This is a genomic window from Sedimentitalea todarodis (assembly GCF_032595355.1).
Taxonomy (GTDB): domain Bacteria; phylum Pseudomonadota; class Alphaproteobacteria; order Rhodobacterales; family Rhodobacteraceae; genus Sedimentitalea; species Sedimentitalea todarodis.
This window is the reverse complement of record NZ_JASMWN010000036.1, coordinates 1-23,476: the sequence shown is the minus strand read 5'-3', so window position 1 is coordinate 23,476 and position 23,476 is coordinate 1. Positions and strand designations below refer to the sequence as shown.

Sequence of the window (23,476 nt, the reverse complement as noted above, 5' to 3'; positions counted from 1 at the left end):
CGGCCCACCAAGACCAACCCCGCGATTTCCCGCCTGAGCGCTTCTCCGACGCCAGGCAACGCCACGCGCTACCCAAACGTCGCTCATGGCGTCCGAGAAACCTGCATCAGAGCGGTCGTTCATCGCAACTACCGACGCTGCGGCGCAGTTTCACCGGACCGGCCATTCGCTGCATGCGCAGCTCCGGAGGTATTAGAGCTCACACATCGCAGTACAAAGCGCCATTTCGCTGCACCTGTGTTAGAGGTCGCCATCGGAACGGACAAAAACCGTTCTTCGAATACGGAGTTGTCAGGCAGGTGAGCGGGATACCCATTCGGGGCCATGGTTTTCTCCGAGGTCGCAGCATCAGCGCCTGATGATGGTGTTCGGCGCTGGAGCGCATCCAGTGTCGTTTGTGGGGCTAGCCGAGCTTCAATCAGAAAGGGCAGGGTTGGTCATGCAATGCTTCTTAGCGAAAATCTGTGTGGTCAATCCAGATGCATCGCTTCGGACGTTACAATCGGTCGACTTTGTGCGAATCTGCCCTGCTGAGCCGACCCCAGCCGCCACGGTCTTCGTTCAATGGCTCGCCCGCGCAAGGATCTTCGGTCTCTGCTTTGGTCTTAAGTTCCGGGCGCCCGAATGTATCTCCGGCGGCAATCAAGTCCGCGATGTGGCGCGCCAGTTGCGGGGCGGCGACACTGGTTCCGTTCATCCAGACCACCGATCCCGACCGGCTGCCAGCCGCGAGCACGCCCAGCAGCGCTGGCGAGTCGTCCGATACCAGCAGGACGTCGGGCTTGCGAAAATGGTCGGGGGCCTCGGCAGGTTGAACGTTCGGCCCGCCAGCTGAATAGCGAGCAAGCTTGCAAGTCTTACCAACGTAGCCGCCCGCGGTGATGGTTTCCCGACCGCTGCCAATCCCGTTGAGGAGGCTCTTGCGGGTGACGGGGCATGGGCCTTGTTCAACGTGTTCATCGTCCCGGATCTCTTGGCCATACTTGTCAAACCGATCGTAATCCGGGTGGAAGAAGTAAGATTGCCGTCCGCGTTGCGGATATCCGTAGATCGAATCGTCACGCTGCACCCAACAGTTAATTGTATCTGTTAGATTATTTTCCCCTGCTTCGAATTTTAGATGCCAGCGCCCAGAGGGCGCAACCACTTCGTTGGTAGGTTGAAAGCGGTCGGTGGCATGAAGCGCAATGCATATCTTATAGCGGTTCAGTGCCGCTCGAACGACCTCAGCGCGACCAACTACTGTGCCTTTCTGGTCAAGCAGATCGACTGCTGGCAAGGGATTAAGGGCGACGACTTTATCCGTGATTTCATGGGCGATGCCACCCGGTGGCGTTATTGTAAACTTGATGCGGTCGGTTTCCGCCTGCTCAGGCAGCCAGATATCGCAAAAACTGTCAGTCATGTCGTTCGGTAGAAGCATCCAGTCGAATTCCACCGGACTTCCCAGATCATTAATCATGGCATGGCAGCGGCTTTGATGCCCGTTGCCCGCCGGTACGATGAATTTCACCCCCTCGGCTGCAAAGGCATTGATCCCTGAAATATAGTCGTCGACCCGGGCTTCACCGTTGTGAGAGCCGGTAGAGTGACCGAAGCTGGCGTTTATCACCACCGGGCGTGCAGTGACACCGGCTGCAAAGAGCGCGTTGGCGCGGAGTGCGATGTAGAACGCCGCAAGGAACAGATAGAAATCGAGGAACTTGCCTGAGGTGTCGGCGACCACCCGCTCGGGCAGGTTAACAGCAAAAATTGGCCGATCAGTTTTGTTCTCTGACGGCGGGAACCCAGCGGCAAGATCGAGTACGTGCGTCCCGTGTGCCCGTCGCCACGCCGCCGATTTGTGGCCTGGCACGCTGAAATCCACAAGGCGAAGGTCGCGGTAGATCTGGTCCTCGTCCTTGGTGGCGAAATCAGCCTCGATCTCGGCCTTGCTGAGGAAACTGTCAAAAAATGGCAGGGACTGGTCCCACGCGCCGAAGATCCGGGTTTTGTTGGTCGCGTCGCGAAAACGTTCGTGCGCATAGGCAATACCGTCGTCGATCACAGCAGTTATTACCGATTCTGCCGGAGGTCCGGCCAAAAACTTCGGGTTGGGGAGCGTCAGTGTTCCCGTATGTCCGCTAAACATCGGAGACGGGTTCGACAGAATAATCGACTTCGCTTCTTCCCGGAATGCGCTGGTCACGCCATCGCCCTCGAACTTGCTCAGATCAATGAAGAATTTCAGATTGGCGAGAAGCGGGATGACATTTGCAGCGATTAGCCGCGTGCCGTAGCCTTCAATCATGAAATCAACAACATTAACCCCTGTCCGTTCATTCATCTGACTTAGGAATTCGGACATCGGGTCGATCCACGCCTCCCGATCGAAAATTACCAGAAAGGGCACCAGCGTATCGTCATTCTCCTGCAAAAACTCAGCCCGCCGCACGCCCAAAAGCCAATTGGCTCGCGCGTCCATGCCAACGATGCTCCGCAGATCATAATCCCCGCGCCAGGGTTCAGAAAAGCTCCAGGCCATTTCGAGACTCCTTCATATCGCCTAAGTCCATTCGCTCTTGGCCTTTTTCCAAAGCCATTCAAGGATTAGGGACTGATCCGCGCCAAGGTCTATGCCGCTCTTGTAATCCTTCATGGACGGGTGACCGCCGCCGACCTTTACATTCAGAGCAGCGGCGTCACAGACGTCCGTCCAATCGAAATCCCGGTCGTCCGCTGCGGCACCATCGAAATGATAGGCGTTGTACATGCGTTGACCGGCGGTTGGGTGTGACCGTGCATAGAGATAGTTCGCCAGCGTCACACCCAGCATCGCGCCGGCGACACTGTCGATCGGAAAGTGAACTCCGGCGACCGTGCGGTTGATGGCAATACGCGCTGCAAGACGCATGAACTGGATCACGTAAGCGGTGTCGCAGTAAGGGGGCTTTTCGGTATCCTTCAGCAAACGCAACAGCAAAGTCGCGGCGGCAAACGCCTCAGTGGCGTGGCCGGATGGCAGCGTACCGTGCCCCGGGGTCATGATGATTGGCTGAACCTGCGGGGAATACTCGTTCGGCCTTCGGCAAGCCAGCGAATGCTTGAACCTGTATTCCACCAGCCGAGCGAGGCGGATTACGGTGTCCAACAATTCCATTGTCCAGCGTTTCGTGTCGGCCCGCATGAACGCGATTGACGCAAGAAAAGGCGCCGGGCTCTGCAATTGTTCGAGGATTTCGACGGCACGATCAGGCCTCAGTTCTGCCCAGTGCTCAAGATACTTCATCTGCAGTTTAAAAAATGCATCTGACGGGCGGTCAAACTTAGCGATCTCAAACATTTGCGCGCTTGGCGGCGTGCCGGAAGGCACACCCGTGTGCCACAGCATGGCGGTTCTAGACATGTCGTCGGCCTGGTCGGGCGGTGAAGCGGGTGGCGAAGGATTTGTTGTAAAGGCGAGTCGGTTGGCAATCTCGAAATCAATCACCGCGCCGCGCACCCGAGGCGACCATTTCTCAAGGTTGCTGGCATTCTCACCGTCATGCTCGGCTGGAGTGGTACCTGGCAAAACCCATGGTCCGGTGATTCCGTCGCGCGTTGTAATCAACGCATCCGTCAGGCCGCTGCTGTCGTAGTGGCCCAAACCGTGACTGCCATGACTGCCATGACTGCCGTGACTACCGTGGCTGCCATGACTGCCATGACTGCCATGACTGCCGTGGCTACCATGACTGCCGTGACTTCCTAGCGTTGACAATACAGTCATTCTTTTTCCCTTTCGTTTTCGTACTTTCTGTCAGGCAGGTATCCCGGCAAGTTGCAGTACATCGGCAATGCGTCTTCCGATTTTGAAATCGGAATTTGGTGAACGCTTGAGATAGCGGTCTTTCGTCAGGTCGGGTTCGATCTTCAGCAACGCGCGGGCGGCCTCGTGCGCTTCGTCTCGGCGGTCGAGTTCCCAAAGGGCAACTGTCAAGATACGCAGCGCTGAAGCGTGCCGCCGATTGCTGCGATAGGCCATGCGCGCGAGTTCTTCAGCGCGCTGAAAATTCCCGGCGCTGAGATGTGCGCCAGCGCAGTGAGTCTCGAAAATGAACCGGTGCGGATCAAGCGGAGAAAGCGAGATTGCATTTTCGGTCTCCTTGACAGCGAGGTCCCCGCGATCAGAAAAGGCATACATTGTGCCTTTGAGCAAACGCGCAATAGCGCAACTTGGATTGCTTTGGAGAGCATCGTCGAAACGGCTTTCGGCAATATCAAATCTCCGTTTCAGATGCAGGTTGGCGAACCCGTCCATTGCAAGTGCCAACTCGCATTCCGGGTCAGAATCGAGCGCCGTCTCGCAGTTTCGCATCGCCAGATTTGTGTCTTGCTCAAGATCCTCGGACCATCCCTGTATGACGCGAAGCACGTGCCAATTTGCCATCCAGGCGAGCGGAACCGCTTGCCTGCCGCTCCGATCAATCAGCGCCTCCAGGAGTCGCCGCGACTGTTGGTAATCAACGGGCGACAAATGGTGCATCAACTCTACCGCACTGAGCAGCAGAGTGTACGACTTGAGTGTCGGTAGCGGTCGCTTGCGCGAGATCGACAACTCGTTCAGTGTGATCGCTCCAAACAAACCAGCAGCGATCCTATCGCATGGCGATGACTCGCGGCCCAGGATAGCAGTAAGGGGCACCTCGAATTTATCTGCCCAAATGATTGTCTCTGAACCGCTCTCTGCCAATTCTGCATCCAGCATGACGATGCCACGGTCCACACAGTAAAAGCCCGACAGAATGTAGTCAGCTTTCAAAAGGCTGGCCATTTCGCTGATGGTCAGCAAGCGTGCGCTCAATGCTGCTGTTGACAAGCGTGATACCACGGCGATGTCACTGGATCTCGACACAATTCGGATGATTTCCTCGGAAACGACATCGCCGGTGCGATCAGTTCCTTCATCTCCGAGGGTTGGTTGAAAGGGAACAATCGCCAGAACTGGGCGCAATTTGATGTCAAATCCACCAGGCGGAAGCTGAGGTCCGTTTGACGTCGAGGCGATGCGAAACGCTCGCAAAGGACGCGGATAATGCCTTAAGAAACACTCTCCGAGATCTTCAATCATCCCGTCGACAGCGTCCGTCAAACTGTCACGGACACCAGAGGAAACGATCGTTTCACCAGGATTGGCCAAAGACATAAGCCGTGCAGCACGATTCACGCCCCGACCTAAAACATCCTCTGATTGCAAGATCACATTGTCAAAGTCGATTCCGATTCTCAGCATAATGTGCTTGTCCAAAGAAATATCTTCGTTGCCCGAGACGACCAACGCGTGCAGTTCCTTTGCGGCAGCAACCGCCTCGCGCGCAGCCTTAAATTCGACCAGTACGCCATCGCCCAGCGTCTTGACTATTCTCCCGTGCATTCTTGAAAAAACAACACTGTCAGCAAGCTTCAGGAGATCCTGCCACCTTTGGATTGTTCCTTCTTCGTCCAGCTCAACAAGGCGTATGGATTCAACCACATCAGCGACCAATATCGCTCTGACCCCGCGCTCCAATTTAAATCTCCTCTGAACATTCAATAAAAAAATTCATCCTGACCAAATTATTCGGCGCAAAGGACGTAAACTACGCAGTTAAATTGAGCCTTTCGTAACACATTCTGGCAGTTTCCGCAAAAGTTCGACCCGACAGTCAACAGGATCAGTCATGGTCGAAGCGTCCTTGCGGCTCTGACCATGCCTTCGGTGATGCAGAGAAACCCTCGATTATGGTTCGTTCTGAATGTCGGCTTCGGATCGTTGCCGCGTAGGTGGCTCGCCACTGTAGCGAACGACGGGTTCCCTGAAAGAACTGTCCCGAAACAAGACCGCCCCGGTTCGCCGTGTCAAAGGTCCGCTTTGGCGATCTCCGCTAGTTCTTGCTGCAAAGCAGCGAATTCACACTTCCCGCCCTTCGTGTCGAATACCGCATCGCAGAACGTCTGTTGAACCACACTTCTTTGGACGCCTGATCTGGTTCGATCCCAGTTCCATCTGACCGGACGCGACTGGCATCGAAGTGAATTCGAGACTTTGTGAAAGATTGATAAATATCAATTAGTTAAAACCTGAACACCAAATCGTTGCAGTCAACAGGTCCGGAGAATATCGGCTCGAGAGAACGCTCTTGGCCCTCTTGGTACATAGGCCAGTGTTCAGCCCACCTCGCATAACCCTCTAAAACAACGAGAAAATCTGGCTCGGCTAGGATGTGGAGAACGGTTTCTCAATGGCAAGTGGCGGAGGGGACGGGACTGGCAGCGAACCTTCTCCGATCCTAAAGCATTGAAAAATTTCGGCCCGCGCATGGTCTTCCGAACGCCCCCTCAATGGTCGACCACGACGGCTAATGCGGAGCAGGCGTCATGTAACGGTGAACTGCCGCACGACATCCGCAAGATCCTCGCCCATCTCAGAACTCTGTCGTACTTCGTCGTAGCCACAATCCCTGCCGCAGTTATGGCGGGGAGAAGGCCAGCAAACTCCTGTCTTGTTGAGGGATCGCGTCGTCCAGCTTGGACTCATGAGAGGTTTTCCGGAGAGGAACGGAGGAACGCCACCCGACAACTATCCGATGCTTTTGGCCTAGGCCCAGTGACCAGCGCCATTTTTGACGGAGACCGATTGCCTCACTGCATGCGACCATATCGAGCGCGGTATCCTGTGCTTAGTAGTTGGCTTAAGCCTATGCAGGCGGAATGATCCCAGACGCGTCACTTTGGCCGCGGTCTCGCGAGATTGGCGTGCGGAAATGGCACGGGGTAAAGCCAGACAGCAGGGGCACCGAATAGCCTGGTTCACTTCGGGCACTACCAAGGACAGGACAGGGCTCACTCTGCACATTTTCTGTGCAGCACCCCCGCCGATACAAGCATGCAGTCGCCAAATCGCTTGCCAAACCATTCGATCGCGCCCTACGATGGGTTACGTGCGGCCATGGGCTCAATGGCGAGACCGCTGCAGTTCGAAAGGTACATTTCCGCGAAAAGCGGATGGCAACGCAGCCTCTGCAGCAAACATGCTGTCAGGGGCTTCTTCATTTCTGGGTACTGATGACACAGCGACTGGAACTCCCGATTGGCCTGTTGATTTCGCAGAGCGGCTCCTATGAGGCCGTGAGCCGTGCCATTCACGCCGGCGCGGAACTGGCCATCGGCGAGATCAATGCCCGCCCGCAGCAGCCAGTGAAACTCATACCCGTGACCATTGACCCGGCAGGAAGTCTTGCAGGCTATGTCGAGGGCGCGCGGGTATTGCTGAGGGACCACGGGCTGAAGCATGTCGTCGGCTGCTACACCTCGTCCAGCCGCAAGGAGGTGCTGCCGCTGTTCGAAAAGGCGGATGCGCTCTTGTGGTATCCTTCCCACTACGAGGGCTTCGAGACATCGGAAAACGTCGTCTACAGCGGAGCGGCCCCGAACCAGCACATCGTTCCGCTGACGCGGCATCTGTTGGGGCAGTTCGGCACGCGCGGCTGGATGGTCGGATCAAACTATGTCTGGGCATGGGAAAACAACCGCATCCTGCGCGAGGCAATCGCTGCCTCGGGAGGCGCAGTCCTGGGCGAGCGGTACTTTCCCGTCGGGGAAACCGACTTGGGCGATGTGGTCCGACAGATCGTCGCGGACTGCCCGGATTTCGTCTTTACCACGCTGATCGGGCAATCCGGCTTTGCCTTTTTGAAAATGCTGCGGGCAGCGGCCGAGGCGGCCGGGATCGACCAGCCTAGCGACATGCCCGTCGCCAGTTGCAGCCTGTCCGAGGCTGAACTGCCCCTTTTGGGTGACGCGGCCTCGGGGCATCTGTCGTCCTCAGTCTACTTTTCGACGATCAAATCCGACGAAAACCGCCAGTTCACCGCGTTGTGGAACGAGCGGTTCGGGCAAATGGGGCAGGCATCGGCGGATGCGGAATCGGCCTATGTGGCGGTGCATCTGCTGGCGCGGGCCGCCGAATGCGCCGGCAGCACCGGGTTCGAGGCAGTGCGCGAAGCGGTGCGCGACCTGACTTTCGACGCGCCGCAGGGCCAGGTGACGGTGGACGGCGACAACCTGCACTGCTGGATGCGGCCGCGCATCGGGCGGTCGCGCAGCGATGGCAGCTTTGACATCCTGGTGGAACATCCTGCGGCGCTGCGCCCCGATCCGTACCTGACCTGGGCGCATGACGCCCGCGACGGCGACAGCCGTGATCTGCGGCTGATACAATGAGTCGGTCAATCCAGAAGAACTTTCGCGGGCTTCGGGCGCTGTTGATCATGGCGCCCGACGGCGGCTGCCAGACACTGGAACGGACGCTCCACAAATTGGGGCTCAAAATCACGGTGGCCCGGGCGCTGCCCGCCACCGAAGGTGCACCGGTCCCGTTCGACGTGATCTTTTTCGATGCTGATGACGGTGCGGACACCACCCTTGACGAATCCGCAGTCGCGGATCTTCCCCTGATCGCTCTGATCGGCAGTGAGGCGCCCAGCCGTCTTGCCCGCGTGATCCAGCACCGCGCGGCCAGCCATATCCTCAAGCCAGTGCGCAGTTCGGGCATCTTCACCGCGCTGCTTCTGGCGGTGAACGAACAGGCCGTGCGGATTCGACACAAAAATGAGGTGCAGGCGCTCAGCCGGCGCCTGGCCGGACGACGCTTCGTGACGAAGGCGGTAATGCAGCTCATCACCGGGTGCGGCCTGTCTGAAGAGGATGCCTATGAATGGCTGCGGCGCGAAGCCATGCAGCGCAGAATTCCGATGGAGGAAATGGCGCGCCATGCCATCGGACTTGGCCCCGACCCTGCACAGGACGCATGGCCGCAATACGGTCGCGCAACAAGACCAGACTAATCGGCGCACCATACAACCCGACAGATCAAGCAACAGTGGAGAGAGACTAATGACACGCAATCGACCGACCCTTGCCGGCCTGATGGCCGGTGCCGCCCTGGCACTTGTCGCCGCGGCCCCCGTATTCGCCCAGGACGGTCCCATCCGGATCGGCGTTCTCGAAGACCAGTCCGGCGATTTCGCCGCCGCGACAATGGTAAAGGTTCATGCCATCGAGCTGGCTGCCAAGGAAATTAACGACGCCGGCGGCATCGACGGCCGCCCGGTCGAACTGGTGGTATATGACACCCAGTCCGACAATCGCCGCTACCAGGAATTCATGCGCCGGGTGCTCCAGTCCGACAAGGTCGACGTGGTGTTCGCCGGGTTCTCTTCGGCCTCGCGCGAGGCGTATCGCCCCATTGTCAACCAGTTCGACGGACTTGCCTTCTACAACAACCAGTACGAAGGTGGCGTTTGTGACAACAACATGATCGTCACCGGAGCGGTGCCGGAACAGCAGTTCTCGACCCTGATCCCCTGGATGATGGAAGAGTACGGACCCAACGTCTATACGCTGGCGGCGGATTACAACTTTGGCCAGATTTCGGCGGAATGGGTACGCCAGATCGTCGAGGAGAACGGCGGCACCATGGCGGGAGAAGAGTTCATTCCGCTGGGCGTGTCGCAGTTCGGCCAGACCATCCAGAACATCCAGGCGACCGAGGCGGATTTCGTCGTGACCCTTTTGGTCGGGGCAGCGCAAGCGTCCTATTACGAACAGGCTGCGTCGGCCAATGTCGGCCTGCCGATGGCGTCGTCGGTCAACGTCGGTCAGGGGTATGAGCACAAACGGTTCACCCCGCCGAGCCTTGCCAACATGTTCGTCACCACCAACTACATCGAAGAGATCGACAGCCCGGCCTCGAACGCCTTTGTCGAAAAGTTCCACGCGATGTTCCCGGACGAACCTTACATCAACCAGGAAGCCGCGAACTCGTACATCGCTATGAACCTCTACAAGCAACTGGTCGAACGGGCAGGCACCACCGACCACGACGCCATCCGCGCCGTTCTGGCTGAGGGCGACGTCTGCTTTGACGGACCGTCCGGCAATGTCTGCCTCGATCCGAAAAGCCAGCACATGTCGCACACGATCTACCTGGCCAAGGTGAACGACGATCATTCGATCAGCTTTCCCAAGGTCTGGGAGGACATCAAGCCCTACTGGCTGGGCGATGCGGGCTGCGATCTGACTAAGAACGATCCGAGCGCGCAGTACACGCCCTCCTCGCCGCCGCCGGCGCAGTGACCGTTTGACCACCATTGTCGGGCGGGACCCTCCTGCCCGGCATCCTTCCCATTTCCCGTTCCTTTCCCCGAAACCACGAGGCACCGCAAATGGCCCTGTTCGAGAGCGTCTTTGCCATGCTCTATCAATTCGGCGACACCTTCGCCTTTCTGGTAATCTCCTGTGCCGGGCTGGCCGTGATCTTTGGCATGATGGGAGTTATCAACCTTGCCCATGGCGAATTCATCATGTGCGGCGCCTATGTCGCGGCCAGTACCGCGCGTGCCGGTCTGCCGCTGCCGCTGGCGATACTGGCCGGCGCGCTGGTCGCCGGGGTGGTCGGCATGGTGGTTGAACGGCTGGTGATCCGACACCTCTATCACCGCCCGCTGGATTCGATCATTGCCACATGGGGCATCAGCCTGATCGCCACGCAGGGTGTGTTGATCGTGTTGGGATCAACCATGCAGGGCGTTGGCACTCCGCTGGGCAGCATCGACGTCGGCGATCGGTCCTATTCGCTGTACCGCCTCGTGCTGATGGCCTGCGCGCTTGGCCTGCTGGGCGGGCTGTACCTGCTGTTCTATCACAGCCGGTTCGGCGTGATCGCCCGCGCCACGATCCAGAAACCACAGATGGCTCATGCGCTAGGGGTAAACACCGGGCGGATGTACGGGTTAACCTTCGGTCTGGGTGCCGCGCTCGCGGGCCTCGCGGGCGGGCTTTATGCCCCGACCATGACGATGGTGCCTACCATGGGCTCGACCTTCATCGTCGAAAGTTTCGTGACTGTGGTCGTCGGCGGTGCCGATATCTTTGTGGGGGCCGCACCCGCCGCCACGATCCTCGCGCTGATCAAGGCCGGTCTGACCGCCTGGTATGGCCAGCTTTTTGGCCAGATCGGCCTGCTGGTCACCGTAATCCTCGTTATTCGCATCTTGCCCGGAGGTCTTTCGGGCTGGCTCAAGGGAACCACACGGTGATCTCGTCCGAGACTGCACCTCGCAGCCGCACCCGCAGCCTGCTGGCCCGCCTCGAAGGGCCGCAAACCATGGGGCGTGGACCGGCTTTCTGGGTCGCGGCCGCCGTCGCCGTGGCCGCCGCCGCCGCCTATCCGCTGATGGCCGACGCCTGGACCGTCGGCAATGCCGCCTATTTCCTGATCTGGACCTTCATGGCGATGGGGCTGGGCATTGTCTGGGGCTATGCCGGGGCGCTGAGCTTTGGTCAGACCGCGTTCTTTGGCCTTGCCGGTTATGCCTACGGCGTGATCACGCTGAACTTAGGCGCGGCCTATGGGCTGACCGTCCTCGCGCTGGTGCTCGCGGTGGCGATCGGAGGGTTGTTCGCGCTGGTGATCGGCTATTTCATGTTCTACGGGCGCATCCAGGGCGTGTTCATCGGCATCGTCACCCTGTCGGTGACGCTGGTGCTGGAAACCTTCATGGCGCAGACTGCCGGGCCGCAGTGGCGCATCGGCGAGGCGCGCCTGAACGGGTTCAACGGCATGTCCGGTATGCCGCCGCTGACCCTGCCGTGGTTCGGCGGGGACATCGTGCTCTATCCCGGTCCGTCGCTTTATTACCTGCTGCTGGGGTTGGTGGTGGTCTGCTACCTATGTCTGCGTATCATGCTGAATTCGCCCTTTGGCAACGTGCTGGTGGCGATCCGCGAGAACCCGCACCGCGTCGGCATGCTTGGCTATGACGTGCGGCTGTACCAGACGCTGGCCTTTGCCATCGGCGGCGCCTTTGCCGCGCTGTCGGGCGCGCTCTATACCGCTTGGGGGCAGTACATCACCCCGTCGAGCATGGGCCTGACCTCCGCTGCGCTGCCCATCGTCTGGGTTGCCGTCGGCGGGCGGCGCGACATCACCGCAACGCTGATCGGCACGATTGTCGTGCTGGCCGGCTTTCAGACCCTGACCATCTACGGCAGCCAATATGCGCTGGTCGTGATGGGTGCGCTGCTGCTGGTCACGGTTCTGGTCGCACCACAGGGTCTGGTGCTGGGTGCGATGACCCTGTTGGGCCAAATCTTCAAGAGGGGCAAATCGTGACCGAGATCCTCAGGGTGCAGGGCCTGCGCAAGGCCTTTGGAGGCGTGGTCGTCGCAAACGGCATCGATTTTTCACTGTCCGTCGGCGCCATGCACTGCCTGATCGGACCGAACGGCGCGGGCAAGTCGAGCTTTTTCCGCCTACTGCTGGGTGAACACGCGCCAGACGCGGGTACGATCACCTTTGACGGCAGCGACATCACCGGGCTGCGGTCGTTCCAGCGCATCCGGCGCGGCATCTCGGTCAAGTTCCAGGTACCGGGCATCTTCAAGGCGCTGTCGGTACGCCAGAACCTCGAGGTTGCCTTTCAGGGCCACCTCCACGGGCAGAGCCTAGGCGCGACGATCCGCGAAATGCTCGACTTCACGGACCTGCGCGCCGAAGAGACGACGCCTGCGGGAATCCTGGCGCACGGTCAGCAGCAATGGCTGGAAATCGCCATGGCCGTCGGGGTAGAACCCAAGCTGCTGCTGCTTGATGAACCGACCGCGGGCATGTCCCCGGACGAGACGCGCAAGACCGGCGAGATGCTGAACGATCTCAACGGCCGCGGCATCACCATTCTGGCGGTCGAACACGACATGGCCTTTGTGGAACAAATCGCGCGGCGGGTGACGGTGCTGCATTTCGGGTCGATCTTTGCCGAAGGCACGATCGCTGAGATCGTCGACCATCCCGGCGTGCAGGAAATCTATCTGGGGACAGCCGATGTCTGATCAACCGCTTCTGAACATCTCGGGCTTGCGGTCGGGCTATGGTGGCGAAACCGTACTGCAGGGGGTCGACCTGACCATCGCACGGGGCGAGATCATTGCCGTCGTGGGGCGCAACGGCGTCGGGAAAAGCACCCTGATGCGCACGCTCACCGGACTGCTGAAATCCAACGCCGGGACGATCCAGTTCCAGGGGCGAGATGCAACGGCGGACGGGGCAGATACCCGCGCGCGTAACGGAATCGGCTATATCCCGCAGGGCCGCGAGGTGTTTCCCGAACTCACCATCCGCGAAAACCTTTTGGTCGGAGAGGTCGCCGGGCGCGGGCGCGGCACGCCGGATTACGACCGCGTCTATCGGTTCTTTCCAATCTTGAAGGAACGGTCGCGTCAGCGGGCCGGAACCCTGTCGGGCGGACAGCAGCAGCAGCTGGCCATCGCCCGCGCGATGATCGGCAACCCGACACTAATGCTGCTGGACGAACCGTCCGAAGGCATCCAGCCGTCAATAATCAAGGACATCGCCCGCAATGTGCGGACACTGAACGCGGAAAGCGAGGTGTCGGTGCTGCTCGTCGAACAGAACCTGGACCTGATCGTGACGCTCGCCGACCGTGGCCACGTGATGGAAAAGGGTCGCATCGTCGCCGATCTTGGCCCCGACGAAATCCGGTCCCGTGACGAAGTCCGCAAGTATCTGACCATCTGACCAATTCAAGGCAATAACGCAACAAGTACAAAAGGAGCAAGAACATGTCCTGGCTGAGCACATCCATCATGGCGCAAAGAGGCGTCGCCCACGGGATCGAAGGCGCCCACCAAAAGATCACGATCGAGGATCAAGGCACCTTTCATTACGTCTACGGCCCCTATGCGACACCCGTTCTCGAGGTCGAGCCGGGCGCCGTTGTCACCGTGGAAACCCACGACGCCTTCGAGGGCGCGATCACCGAAGTGGTGGACAATCCGTCGTCCCTGCTGAACTTTCCGTTTCTCAATCCGCAGACCGGGCCGATCTATGTGAAGGGCGCGGAAAAGGGGGACGCGCTGGCGGTGCGCATCATCTCGATCAGGCCGCGCGGGCCCCAGCCCGTAGGCACCACCTGCTTGCTGACGGAATTCGGCGGGCTTGTGGCGACGGGCGATACCGCGCTGCTTAACCCACCGCTGCCCGAAAAGGTGAAAAAAGTCGTCGTGGACGAAGATGGCGTGCACTGGTCCGACACGCTGACCCTTCCGTATGAACCGTTCATCGGCACCATCGGCACTGCACCGCAGATCGAGGCGATCTCTTCCCTGCAGCCGGATTATTACGGCGGCAACATGGATGTGCCAGACGTCGCGCCAGGGTCGATCATCTATCTGCCGGTCAACACCGATGGCGGCTACCTGTACCTTGGCGACTGCCACGCGATTCAGGGCGACGGAGAGTTGTGCGGCGTGGCGCTGGAAATCCCGGCGACGGTCGAAATCCACATCGACCTGATCAAGGGCCACGGCAACGGCTGGCCGCAGCTTGAAACCGAGGACAAGATGATGTTCATCGGCTCGGCCCGCCCGATGGAGGATGCCGCCCGCATTGCCTACCGCGAGTTGGTGCGCTGGGTCGCCGCTGAAACCGGACAATCTGAATCCGACGCCTACATGTTGCTGACGATGTGCGGCAAGGTGCGACTGGGCAACATGGTCGATCCGAAATACAGCCTCGCCGCCGGAATCGAGAAAAAATATCTGAAATGACGACAGGGAGTTGAAGCTATGGATTTGGGTCTGAAGGGGCTGCGCGCCCTGGTTACCGGCGGCAGCAAGGGCATCGGACTGCGATGCGTTGAAATCCTGGCGGCCGAAGGGGCCGCCGTATCGATCTGCGCCCGCACCGCGGCGGATATAGAAGCGGCGGTCTCGCGCCTGACGGCCGCTGGCGCAACTGCGCATGGTATGGCCGTCGACGTATCGGACAAGGCGGCACTGGAAGCCTGGGTCGCGAGCTCGGCCAAGGCGCTCGGCGGGATCGATATCGTGATCGGCAACGTCTCGGCCCTGGCCGTGGCCGATGACGAATCCGCCTGGCACGCCGGGTTCGAGACGGACATGATGCATTCAGTCCGGTTGGTGAACGCGGCCATGCCTTGGCTGGAGAATAGCAAGGCGGCCTCGATCACGCTCGTCTCCTCGGTCTCGGGGCGCGAGGTTGACTTCACTGGCCCCGCTTACGGCGCCTTCAAGGCGGCCATTGTTCATTATGCGCAGGGCTTGGCCTACAAGCTGGCGGCGCAGGGCATCCGTGCCAACACGGTCTCGCCGGGGAACACCTATTTCGAAGGCGGCATCTGGCAGAACATCGAAACCAACATGCCTGACCTCTATGCCGAGGCGCTGGCGTTGAACCCGACCGGTCGGATGGCGCAACCGGAGGAAATCGCCCGGGGCGTGGTCTTCCTCTCCAGTCCGGCGTCCAGCTTCACCACTGGAACCAACCTCGTGATCGACGGCGCCCTAACGAAGGGTGTTCAACTCTGATGTCGATGCCGGGTTCCGCCGCCAAGAGTGAGCCCGGCATTGCGCATCTTTTTCCGCGTGGCCTCGCCTCGGTTGCGAAATCGGACAGCGGCCAAGGCGGGTGCTGAAGACGTGACCTCCCCCGACGGCATCAATGTGCCAAGGTGGGTTTGCGATGATCCACAATGGAAGACGGTCATGTTGGAGATTGTTACGGTTGGGTTAGAATTGGCGAAGAATGCAATCCTAACGCATGAGGCCGACGCCTCAGGCCGGGCACTGCTGCACTAGAAACTGAAACGGGATCAGTTCATTGCGTTTTTCGGGCAGTTGCCTTCCTAAACTGTCGCGATGGAAGAGTGTGGTGGTGTGCGCTTCTGAAAACGGGAAATCGGCAAGCTTGGCCAAGAGGTGCGGCTCATCCCGCCAGCCTACGTCAAGCGACAGGGTGAGGCAGGCAAGAATAGGATCAAGTGAATTGTTTTTTTTCGCCGAACAATGCCGTCTATGCCGAGGCGATCTGCAAGACCCCGCTTGCTTTTTGCGCTGAGTGATTGTGTCCATATGATATAGTAAGCCGTTAGTCACGACCAGTTCACATCACTGTGCAAGAAGCCGCGGGCCGTCCGAGGCGACAAGCGAATTGATGTTTTCCAGCGGCGGTTGTCAGCACCGATGCCGCCACTCGGGCAGCGCGCATTCCAGGCGAGCGGACGCGCCGTCGTGACCACCGGGGACCCAGCGGCGAAAGCGATCAAACAGGCGCACGGATCAAAGTTCCTTTGATGTCGTCACACGCACTGCAGAACGATCCGCCGTCCTTCGGCGGTCGCAAACTCGCAGTCGAGCGCTGCGATGGTTCGCCGCACTGCGAAAGTCCACCGGTTTTCGTTCTAGCTGACGCGCGCCAAGCCAAGGGAACGCTGAATGGCCAGCGCGTAGCGGCGGACCAGAAAGTCGTGGCGTGCCGAAATCTGAATTGACCTGCCTGGCGGTTCTGTTTCATTAGGCCAATCATGAGCAGATTGAAGGCAAAGCCATGACCCCAGCAGAAATCATGCGCGATCTCGCGCGCGACGATATTTTTCCGAAAGCGGCGATGGCCGAAGCGGGAACCAGGCGCGATGAAATGATGCCAGTCTTCGTCGATCTGGTCAGCGGCCTTGCGCGACAACGCATTCCAGAGATGAAGGACACTGACGTGATGGCCTTTATTCCGGTCTTCCACCTGCTTGGCGAATGGCAAGATCCACGCGCTTATCGCCCGTTGGTTGAGCTGCTCCGTCGCCCAACCAAAGTCATCGACCATCTCCTCGGAGACGCCGTGACGGAATCGAGTTTTCGCGTCATCGCCGGAACATTCGATGGAGACTTGAGGCCCATTTTCGACGCGATCGAGGACAAGCGGGCTGATGAATTTGCCCGCAGCTCCCTGATGAGCGCCCTGGTTCTGATTGCGCAACTGCACACCGCCCATCGACCGGCGATCGAAGATTACTTTCGGACCTTTCGCCAGCGCTGCCCCAGGGCTTCGAGTGATGTCCTAACCAGCTGGATGGACGCCGTTGCCGCTCTCGGGCTTGAAGACATGTCGGAGACCGTGCGCGAAGTCTTCGACAAGGGCCTGATCCCAAAGGACTACTGCGACTTCGGGCATTTCCTTGAGGATCTGGGGGCCACCCTCACGGCCGATGGTTCACCCGCAAACCGCCGTTACCAGAAATCCCTGATCACCGATGCCATCGACGACCTGTCGAAATGGCACTGCTATTCCGATGCTTTCCTCGCTCAGCAAAAGACCCGAAAAGTTGAAAACGCTTTGCGCGTGGCCCCATGGACAGAGGCTCTCACAAAGACGCCGGACAAGCTTGGCCGCAACGATCCTTGTCCCTGCGGCAGCGGCAAGAAGTTCAAGAAATGCTGCCTGCATTGACCCGTCCCCAGCCAACATGACCCTGCGTGCCGGAAGCATTCACCTCAACTAACTTGAGCGAACGGTTCGCCGCTGTGATCCAGCTCGTCATGAAACGGGTTTGATGGTTCCGGCCCCGCCATCAACTCACTGGTGGGAGGGGCCGATGTCGGCTTGGAAGAAATCCCAACGCGGATAGAAGCCGAACCTGAGGAACCCCATCGCGCGTGCCTCCGCCTTGAATGCAAGCGGATCATGGTTCGACATGGCGATGTCGAAGGCCGCGCCGTCCATGTGCTTGAACCGCGTGACACCGCCGACGGTGCGGTTGTTTTCGGGACTGCGATGGACGGACGGCACGATCAGCAGCTTCACCGTGCGAGCTGGCAAACACTGGCACTCTGATCCGAGCGATTTCTATCGCCATTGCTCTCCACAGACCATTTTGAATGGATGGAAACGCCGTGTAGACTGGAAATGCGATGAATGAGAATGATGAAACGAATCCAGTCGGAAAAGATCTGATCATCGACGCCAAGGACATCGTCCTGCATTTGCGATCGATCCATTTCTCATTGCTCGTGGCCTGCGTCGGTCTCTTTGTTCTGGTAACTGCGGGGCGACCGGAAGAAATTGATCTGGCACAGGCACAACTCTCCGAGATTGTTGCCCTGTCCAAAGCGTGGCAACCGGATTGGGTGGAAAGCGCGGCATCTGATCTGCGCGGCAAACCGCGACCTTTCGAAACGCCAAACCAGCGGGGTGCCGGCCCGGTCCGGCTGGATATCGACCGCAGTTGGACACTACTTCCATTGCAACAAGAACTGCTGGAACTGGCCCATCCATCCGCTGCACCCGGCCCGCTTGATCGCAATGGACCTCTCTGGTCTGAACTGGCTAGCCCAGAACGACGTGATCGACAGTTCGCACCGCTGCAGCAGACAGAATTCCAACCAAAGATTGCTCCGCTCCTTCTGGCCGCGCCACAAACTTTGAAGGAATTCGAAACAATCTGGAATGTGCTGGGCCGGATCACACTGACCGTGACAGAGGCCACGTCGATATTCCCTGAGACCATGGGACCATCCGAGAGCCGCCTTGGCACATGGCCCTATTCTGAAGCACCACCCGCGGACGGCATCAGGGTCTCGATGCGACTGGAACCCATTGCAAACCCGCAGCAGGAGCTCATCTGGCGTGATCGCGTCGACCACGAGTGGCGTCCTGAGTATCAATTCGTCGGACATATCGACATGGCCGCCAACGGAATCGCTAAACTCCTGCCAAATCCAACGCGTCCTCAGGGAGCAGTTCTACCAATCAATCCCACTCCCTTCGGCGCCCTGCGCCCGTCCGAACCCGCAACTATCTCCATGGTGACTCCGGTCGAAATAAGCACGTTCGATGCACAAAGCGCGTTCATCGACTACTTCGGATTGGAGTGGTTACCCGGTTCCTACGCACTCAATTTTCCCGAACTGAGCGCAGTCGCGGCTGGCAATGACGATCTCTATTTCGACAAGGTCACGGCCTTTATCGAGAGCAAGGCACGGCAATCAGAAGGGGAGGTCGCGATCTTCGGTCTCGCGATCCCCGTGGCGAAAGTTTCATCCTGGGGGGCGCCAATTGTGCTGGTAATGCAAATCTACTTCCTGTTGCACCTGAGATCGTTACTGCAGCGCCTTTACAAGGGCGGAGAACCGAAACTGGCACCTTGGATCGGCGTGTATGGCGATCGTTTCGCTCGGGTCATTTCCGGTACTTCGGTAATGGTAATGCCGCCAGCGACCCTCTACGTGGTGACCGCCCCGGAGGCTGCGGCGCGCCCGATATTGGCAGTCGGCGTTGTGACGAGCGGTTTGCTGGGCCTCATTTCGTTCTGGGTCTTGCGCGAGGTCTGGAAAACACTTGGGAATAGAACGTAAATTGGGAATGCGAGAGCCGAACGTTCCTACCGTTGGTCAAAACAATCGTAGACTGTACATCGGCATCCCTTTTGGCGTCGATACAGGGGCCCAGCAACACATTACTCAATGTTAGACGCATGGGGGCGAGAGCTTCAGAGGCTTTCCAGCCGTTTCAGCAAGTTCCGCACGCTTGACACGTGCCACCGCTTCGCTTGCCGAGTCAGGATGCCACGTGCGTTCAGTTCGTCTGCCATTGCACGGAGGGTCTCGTGTCCCTCCGTCTGGATGGAAGTCACGGTGTCGGACAGTCCAGAGGCGAACGCGTCCGCATTGGCCGTCACCACCGTCCTGAGCGCCACACCGCCTTTTCCAGCCCGCCTGAGCGCGGCGGCGCCATTGGGGTTGCCGAGCTTCGCCCCTCGGGCCCTGACGGCCTGTAGCGCCTCTTTGGTGCGCCGCGAGATGGCCTCGCGTTCCTACTGGGCGACCAGCGCCATGATGCCGACGGTGAGGTCATTGGCCTCGGGCATGTCGACGGCGAGGAAGCGGACGCCGCTGCTCTGGAGGGTCAGCAGGAAGGCGGCGTTGCGGGAGAGCCGGTCCAGCTTGGCGATGATCAGCGTGGCGCCGGTGAGTTTCGCCAGCTGCAGGGCTTTCTCAAGCTCCGGGCGATCGTTCCTGCACCCGCTTTCGACCTCGGTGAAGCGACCGATCTGTGTGCCGCTGCGGGCCGATACGAAATCCCCGATGGATTTTCTCTGCGCCTCCAGGCCGAGCCCCGACTTGCCCTGCCGGGCCGTCGAGACCCGCTCGTAGGCGACAAAACGGAGAAATGGGGCAGTCCTGTTGACCATGTACAAACCTGCGTAACGTTCGTCAGGCAGGTGTGTACATCGATCCCAGGCCAATAGTGTAGTCCAGTGGCGGTGGTTTCACATGAGGGTTCGCGTGACCCTGACACCGCAGCCGGTCTCCGCTGGTGCTGCATCGCCACCGGGAGCGTCGTCGTCGGTGTTTGCGAACACAACCCGCACCATCGTACCTGGTCCTTTTCCGGAACCTCACATGCAGGCAGCCGCGTTCGCGAAACCGGCGTCAACCCAAGCTCGCTCATGCAGCGCCCCAGATGCGCCGGGCAGCGGGGCAGGGCATCCGGCGGTGCCGGTGCGTCCCTGCGGCTGCCCGGTTTCGGCTTGCGCCCCTCATGTGGTTTTGCTCTCCTTGGGACTTGCCAGCCGCTGGCGTTCGGCGATCTGATCCAGACGGGCCCGCAACTTCTCCGAAGGGCTGACGATCTCGCGCACCACGGTGGTAAAGGGTGTCTGGCCCTGATGCTCGATGGCACTGGTTTCCCGCCAACCCGAGATTGTTGCGGGCACATGGAAAGCGGCACGCGCACAGGACGGCGATATCACCGAGGCCGATGCCCGTGACGCGCTGACCCGTCTTGATCCGCTGTGGGATGAACTCTTCCCCGCTGAGCAGGCGCGCATCGCGGCGCTGCTGGTAGAGCGGGTCGACATCGGTACCGATGGCCTAAATGTTCGCCTCCGCATGGATGGCCTGAGTGGGCTGGCACGAGAAATGATGGCTGATCTAGGAACGGCGGCATGAGCCGCGCGAAACCAGTGCCCGAAACGGTGACCGTGCACATCCCGTTTCGCCTCGTGAAACGCGGCGGCCGCAAGGAGATGCAGATGCCGGATGGGGCATCCAGCCAGTGCAAGATGGACAACACGTTGGTCAAGGCGCTGGCACGAGCGTTTCGATGGAAGCGTATGCTCGAAACTGGCGAGTTCACGACCATCGCCGAACTGGCTGATCGCGAGAGGATCGCGCCGTCTTACATGACCCGCGTCCTGCGATTGACACTCCTCGCGCCAAGCCTCGTGGAGAAGATCGCGGATGGGCAGCAAGAGTCGGAAATGACGCTCGCTATGATGCTGGAGCCGTTTCCATTGGACTGGAAAACGCAACGACAGCTCATGGCCGGACCGTCCTGAACGACCCAATGCTGACACCCGCCGGACGAACTGACGCGGCGCAGCAGCATCGCCAGACCGATTATTCATGCATCGTGCAGCATTTTCGTCCGTCGTGTGACTGCACTGCGGACGAGGACGAAGCCGCTGCCGCGGCAATGGCGCTTGTTGCGGGTTTATCGTGTTTGCCGTGACCGCAGCGCATTTTGATATCTGACGCACCTGTCTGACGATTGGGACTTCTCAAACGTCAAACAGGAGGTTCCCATGACACAGGAGAAGATGAGCCCGCTGCGAGCGCGGATGATCGAGGATATGCGCATCCACGGGATGGGCGACAAGGCGCAGAAGGCGCACATTCGGGCGGTCAAGGATTTCGCCGGTTTCCTGAAGCGGTCTCCGGATACTGCGACACCGGATGATCTGCGCGCCTATCAGTTGCACATGACCGATACCGGCGTGACGCCGACAACTTACAACGTGCGGATCATGGCGCTGAGGTTTCTGTTCGGCAAGACCTGCGGACGTGAAGAGATGAAGAAGTACATGCAGTTCCGCACCCAGCCGCGTAAGCTGCCGGTGGTGCTGAGCATCGAAGATGTTTCGGAGTTGCTTGCTGCCGCGCCCGGACCTGGACTGAAGTATCGTGCGGCACTCAGCATTTCCTATGGTGGGGGCCTGCGGGCATCAGAAGTCTGCAATCTCAAGGTCAGCGACATCGATAGTGACCGCATGTTGATCCATGTCGACGAGGGCAAGGGGCGTAAGGATCGCAAGGTCATGCTGTCACCAGATCTGAGGGACCTGCTGCGCGATTATTGGCGCGAAGCGCGGCCCGAGGGCTGGCTGTTTCCGGGCAAGCCCAAGATCAACCCGGTCACATCAAGACAACTCGGTCGGGCTTTCAACTCGGCCAAACATCTGGTTGGGATTTCCAAACCCGCGACCCTGCATACCTTGAGACACAGCTTTGCCACCCACCTGCTGGAAGCGGGGACGGATGTCCGGATCATTCAGGTGCTTCTCGGCCATGCCAAGCTGAGCACAACAGCGCGCTACACCCAGGTCGCTACCAAAACGATCCGGGACACGGTGAGCCCGTTTGACGCGCTCAAAACATTACATCGTCGTTCGCTCCGACAAGGACCCCGGTAACGTCCGGGGCGGGTGTCTCGCCCCAGGCTGGAGGTCGCTGACATTTTCCGCAAGTATGGTCCTGCGTGGCGGCGGGCCAATGCGGGGCATGTGAGTTTCAGCCAGCTCAAGGTGATGTCGGCGATTGAGGCTTGCCGGACGGAGACGCTCGGCGGGCATGTGGCGGGATGTACCAAGTGCGGCCACCAGCACATTGCGTACAACAGCTGCAAGAACCGGCACTGTCCCAAGTGCCAGGGCCCAGCCGCGCGCGACTGGATGGCAGCGCGCGCCAAGGATCTGCTACCTGTGGAATACTTCCACGTGGTCTTTACCCTGCCAGCCGAGATCGCGCAGATTGCGTTCTGGAACAAACGGGCGGTCTATGGCCTGCTGTTCCAGGCGTCTGCGCAAACGGTTATGACAATTGCAGCCGATCCCAAACGCCTCGGCGCACGCGTTGGTATGACCAGCGTTTTGCACACCTGGGGCTCGGCACTGACCCATCACCCCCACGTCCACATGATCGTACCGGGTGGTGGCCTGTCGCCAAGTGGCAATCGCTGGGTCGCGTGCAGCCCGGGCTTCTTTTTACACGTACGGGTACTCTCTCGACTGTTTCGCCGTCTGTTCATCGAAGGACTGCTGGCGCTGCATCACACCGGGCAGCTTGCTTTCTTCGGTGATCTGATCCGGTTGTCAGATGCTGACGCCTTCGCTGCATATCTTGCCCCTTTGCGCAATACCGAATGGGTGGTCTACGCCAAACCACCCTTCGGCGGTCCCGAAGCGGTGCTGGCCTATCTCAGCCGATATACCCACCGCGTCGCTATCTCCAACAGTCGCCTCGTCAGCGCCGACGCCAACACCGTCACATTCCGATGGAAAGACTATCGCGTCAAATCAGACAACCGGCAAAAGACCATGCAACTCGCCACCCCTGAGTTCATTCGCCGCTTTCTCATCCATGTGCTTCCGGATCGGTTCCACCGCATCCGGCACTATGGCCTGCTCGCCAGTGCTGGTCGAAAGGCCAATATAGCAAAGGTCCGAAGTCTGCTTGGGGCGCAACAACCCGAACCGGAACCACAAGTGGACGCGGAGATTATCCCGCTCACCCTGCGCGAACCATGCCCCGACTGCGGCGGGCCCATGCG

20 protein-coding genes and 2 pseudogenes are annotated in these 23,476 nt (G+C 59.5%); 16 read left to right on the top strand and 6 right to left on the bottom strand.

Annotation, left to right across the window (positions count from 1 at the left end):
- Positions 1-496 precede the first annotated feature (496 nt).
- From QO231_RS24235 to QO231_RS24225, 3 genes are read right to left on the bottom strand one after another with little or no spacing between them, the layout of a single operon-like run.
- The gene (locus QO231_RS24235; RefSeq protein WP_316782385.1) at positions 497-2,524 is read right to left on the bottom strand and encodes a S8 family serine peptidase; all 2,028 of its coding nucleotides are present in this window, start codon (positions 2,522-2,524) and stop codon (positions 497-499) included.
- A gap of 21 nt (positions 2,525-2,545) precedes the next feature.
- Positions 2,546-3,748 carry a phosphatase PAP2 family protein gene (locus tag QO231_RS24230; protein WP_316782383.1) on the bottom strand — a complete coding sequence of 401 codons (1,203 nt, stop codon included), beginning with the start codon at positions 3,746-3,748 and terminating at the stop codon, positions 2,546-2,548.
- 30 nt (positions 3,749-3,778) lie between these two features.
- Positions 3,779-5,527 (bottom strand): adenylate/guanylate cyclase domain-containing protein, encoded by a 1,749-nt coding sequence (locus QO231_RS24225; RefSeq protein WP_316782381.1) that lies wholly within the window; start codon positions 5,525-5,527, stop codon positions 3,779-3,781.
- A gap of 1,535 nt (positions 5,528-7,062) precedes the next feature.
- Here QO231_RS24225 and QO231_RS24220 point away from each other — a divergent pair.
- From QO231_RS24220 to QO231_RS24170, 11 genes and pseudogenes are all read left to right on the top strand, one after another.
- Positions 7,063-8,220, top strand: a complete 1,158-nt coding sequence (locus QO231_RS24220) for a transporter substrate-binding domain-containing protein (RefSeq protein ID WP_316782380.1) — start codon at positions 7,063-7,065, stop codon at positions 8,218-8,220.
- On the top strand, positions 8,217-8,843 hold the full coding sequence (locus QO231_RS24215; RefSeq protein WP_316782379.1) for an ANTAR domain-containing response regulator: 627 nt from the start codon (positions 8,217-8,219) through the stop codon (positions 8,841-8,843). Before QO231_RS24220 ends, QO231_RS24215 begins: the two co-directional genes overlap by 4 nt.
- 49 nt (positions 8,844-8,892) lie before the next feature.
- The gene (locus tag QO231_RS24210; protein WP_316782378.1) at positions 8,893-10,134 is read left to right on the top strand and encodes an urea ABC transporter substrate-binding protein; all 1,242 of its coding nucleotides are present in this window, start codon (positions 8,893-8,895) and stop codon (positions 10,132-10,134) included.
- 89 nt (positions 10,135-10,223) lie between these two features.
- Positions 10,224-11,096, top strand: coding sequence for an ABC transporter permease subunit (locus tag QO231_RS24205; RefSeq protein ID WP_316782377.1), 873 nt, complete (start codon positions 10,224-10,226; stop codon positions 11,094-11,096).
- Complete coding sequence (locus QO231_RS24200) at positions 11,093-12,172, top strand: ABC transporter permease subunit (RefSeq protein WP_316782375.1); 1,080 nt, start codon at positions 11,093-11,095, stop codon at positions 12,170-12,172. Before QO231_RS24205 ends, QO231_RS24200 begins: the two co-directional genes overlap by 4 nt.
- 14 nt (positions 12,173-12,186) lie before the next feature.
- Positions 12,187-12,888 carry an ABC transporter ATP-binding protein gene (locus tag QO231_RS24195; protein ID WP_316782373.1) on the top strand — a complete coding sequence of 234 codons (702 nt, stop codon included), beginning with the start codon at positions 12,187-12,189 and terminating at the stop codon, positions 12,886-12,888.
- Positions 12,881-13,594 (top strand): ABC transporter ATP-binding protein, encoded by a 714-nt coding sequence (locus QO231_RS24190; protein ID WP_316782372.1) that lies wholly within the window; start codon positions 12,881-12,883, stop codon positions 13,592-13,594. The genes QO231_RS24195 and QO231_RS24190 overlap by 8 nt, the downstream gene beginning before the upstream one ends.
- 44 nt (positions 13,595-13,638) lie before the next feature.
- The gene (locus tag QO231_RS24185; protein WP_316782370.1) at positions 13,639-14,625 is read left to right on the top strand and encodes an acetamidase/formamidase family protein; all 987 of its coding nucleotides are present in this window, start codon (positions 13,639-13,641) and stop codon (positions 14,623-14,625) included.
- 18 nt (positions 14,626-14,643) lie between these two features.
- Positions 14,644-15,405 (top strand): SDR family NAD(P)-dependent oxidoreductase, encoded by a 762-nt coding sequence (locus QO231_RS24180; protein ID WP_316782369.1) that lies wholly within the window; start codon positions 14,644-14,646, stop codon positions 15,403-15,405.
- A 177-nt stretch (positions 15,406-15,582) separates the two neighbouring features.
- Positions 15,583-15,849 (top strand): annotated as a pseudogene (locus QO231_RS24175) (IS110 family transposase); the annotation flags it as partial.
- Between the two features lie 592 nt (positions 15,850-16,441).
- Entirely contained in the window at positions 16,442-17,317 is an 876-nt protein-coding gene (locus tag QO231_RS24170) for a DUF1186 domain-containing protein (RefSeq protein WP_316782368.1), read from the top strand.
- A gap of 126 nt (positions 17,318-17,443) precedes the next feature.
- On the opposite strand, the gene QO231_RS24165 is transcribed toward QO231_RS24170, so the two are convergent.
- Complete coding sequence (locus QO231_RS24165) at positions 17,444-17,671, bottom strand: D-Ala-D-Ala carboxypeptidase family metallohydrolase (protein ID WP_316782367.1); 228 nt, start codon at positions 17,669-17,671, stop codon at positions 17,444-17,446.
- Positions 17,672-17,778: 107 nt separating this feature from the next.
- Here QO231_RS24165 and QO231_RS24160 point away from each other — a divergent pair, with 107 nt between their 5' ends.
- The gene (locus QO231_RS24160; RefSeq protein WP_316782365.1) at positions 17,779-19,221 is read left to right on the top strand and encodes a hypothetical protein; all 1,443 of its coding nucleotides are present in this window, start codon (positions 17,779-17,781) and stop codon (positions 19,219-19,221) included.
- 134 nt (positions 19,222-19,355) lie between these two features.
- Here QO231_RS24160 and QO231_RS24155 read toward each other — a convergent pair whose 3' ends face one another.
- Positions 19,356-19,544, bottom strand: coding sequence for a recombinase-like helix-turn-helix domain-containing protein (locus tag QO231_RS24155; RefSeq protein ID WP_316782387.1), 189 nt, complete (start codon positions 19,542-19,544; stop codon positions 19,356-19,358).
- A gap of 135 nt (positions 19,545-19,679) precedes the next feature.
- A complete protein-coding gene (locus QO231_RS24150; RefSeq protein ID WP_316782364.1) occupies positions 19,680-20,057 on the bottom strand; it encodes a recombinase family protein in 378 nt (125 codons plus the stop codon).
- 493 nt (positions 20,058-20,550) lie between these two features.
- Here QO231_RS24150 and QO231_RS24145 point away from each other — a divergent pair.
- From QO231_RS24145 to QO231_RS24130, 4 genes and pseudogenes are all read left to right on the top strand, one after another.
- Positions 20,551-20,817, top strand: a pseudogene (locus QO231_RS24145) (recombinase family protein); the annotation flags it as partial.
- Positions 20,814-21,206: a hypothetical protein gene (locus QO231_RS24140; protein ID WP_316782363.1), complete on the top strand. Its 393-nt coding sequence runs from the start codon at positions 20,814-20,816 to the stop codon at positions 21,204-21,206. The pseudogene QO231_RS24145 and the gene QO231_RS24140, both read left to right, overlap by 4 nt.
- A gap of 246 nt (positions 21,207-21,452) precedes the next feature.
- Positions 21,453-22,340, top strand: coding sequence for a tyrosine-type recombinase/integrase (locus QO231_RS24135; RefSeq protein WP_316782361.1), 888 nt, complete (start codon positions 21,453-21,455; stop codon positions 22,338-22,340).
- A 12-nt stretch (positions 22,341-22,352) separates the two neighbouring features.
- Positions 22,353-23,476 (top strand): IS91 family transposase (locus QO231_RS24130; protein ID WP_316782359.1); only part of this gene is annotated, 1,124 nt, incomplete at its 3' end.

Excerpts from the sequence above, each read along its gene's own strand:
- QO231_RS24235 (WP_316782385.1), bottom strand. The coding sequence starts at position 2,524 with ATGGCCTGGAGCTTTTCTGAACCCTGGCGCGGGGATTATGATCTGCGG.
- QO231_RS24230 (WP_316782383.1), bottom strand. The coding sequence starts at position 3,748 with ATGACTGTATTGTCAACGCTAGGAAGTCACGGCAGTCATGGTAGCCAC.
- QO231_RS24220 (WP_316782380.1), top strand. The coding sequence starts at position 7,063 with ATGACACAGCGACTGGAACTCCCGATTGGCCTGTTGATTTCGCAGAGC.
- QO231_RS24215 (WP_316782379.1), top strand. The coding sequence starts at position 8,217 with ATGAGTCGGTCAATCCAGAAGAACTTTCGCGGGCTTCGGGCGCTGTTG.
- QO231_RS24210 (WP_316782378.1), top strand. The coding sequence starts at position 8,893 with ATGACACGCAATCGACCGACCCTTGCCGGCCTGATGGCCGGTGCCGCC.
- QO231_RS24205 (WP_316782377.1), top strand. The coding sequence starts at position 10,224 with ATGGCCCTGTTCGAGAGCGTCTTTGCCATGCTCTATCAATTCGGCGAC.
- QO231_RS24190 (WP_316782372.1), top strand. The coding sequence starts at position 12,881 with ATGTCTGATCAACCGCTTCTGAACATCTCGGGCTTGCGGTCGGGCTAT.
- QO231_RS24185 (WP_316782370.1), top strand. The coding sequence starts at position 13,639 with ATGTCCTGGCTGAGCACATCCATCATGGCGCAAAGAGGCGTCGCCCAC.
- QO231_RS24180 (WP_316782369.1), top strand. The coding sequence starts at position 14,644 with ATGGATTTGGGTCTGAAGGGGCTGCGCGCCCTGGTTACCGGCGGCAGC.
- QO231_RS24170 (WP_316782368.1), top strand. The coding sequence starts at position 16,442 with ATGCGCGATCTCGCGCGCGACGATATTTTTCCGAAAGCGGCGATGGCC.
- QO231_RS24160 (WP_316782365.1), top strand. The coding sequence starts at position 17,779 with ATGAATGAGAATGATGAAACGAATCCAGTCGGAAAAGATCTGATCATC.
- QO231_RS24150 (WP_316782364.1), bottom strand. The coding sequence starts at position 20,057 with ATGGTCAACAGGACTGCCCCATTTCTCCGTTTTGTCGCCTACGAGCGG.
- QO231_RS24140 (WP_316782363.1), top strand. The coding sequence starts at position 20,814 with ATGAGCCGCGCGAAACCAGTGCCCGAAACGGTGACCGTGCACATCCCG.
- QO231_RS24135 (WP_316782361.1), top strand. The coding sequence starts at position 21,453 with ATGACACAGGAGAAGATGAGCCCGCTGCGAGCGCGGATGATCGAGGAT.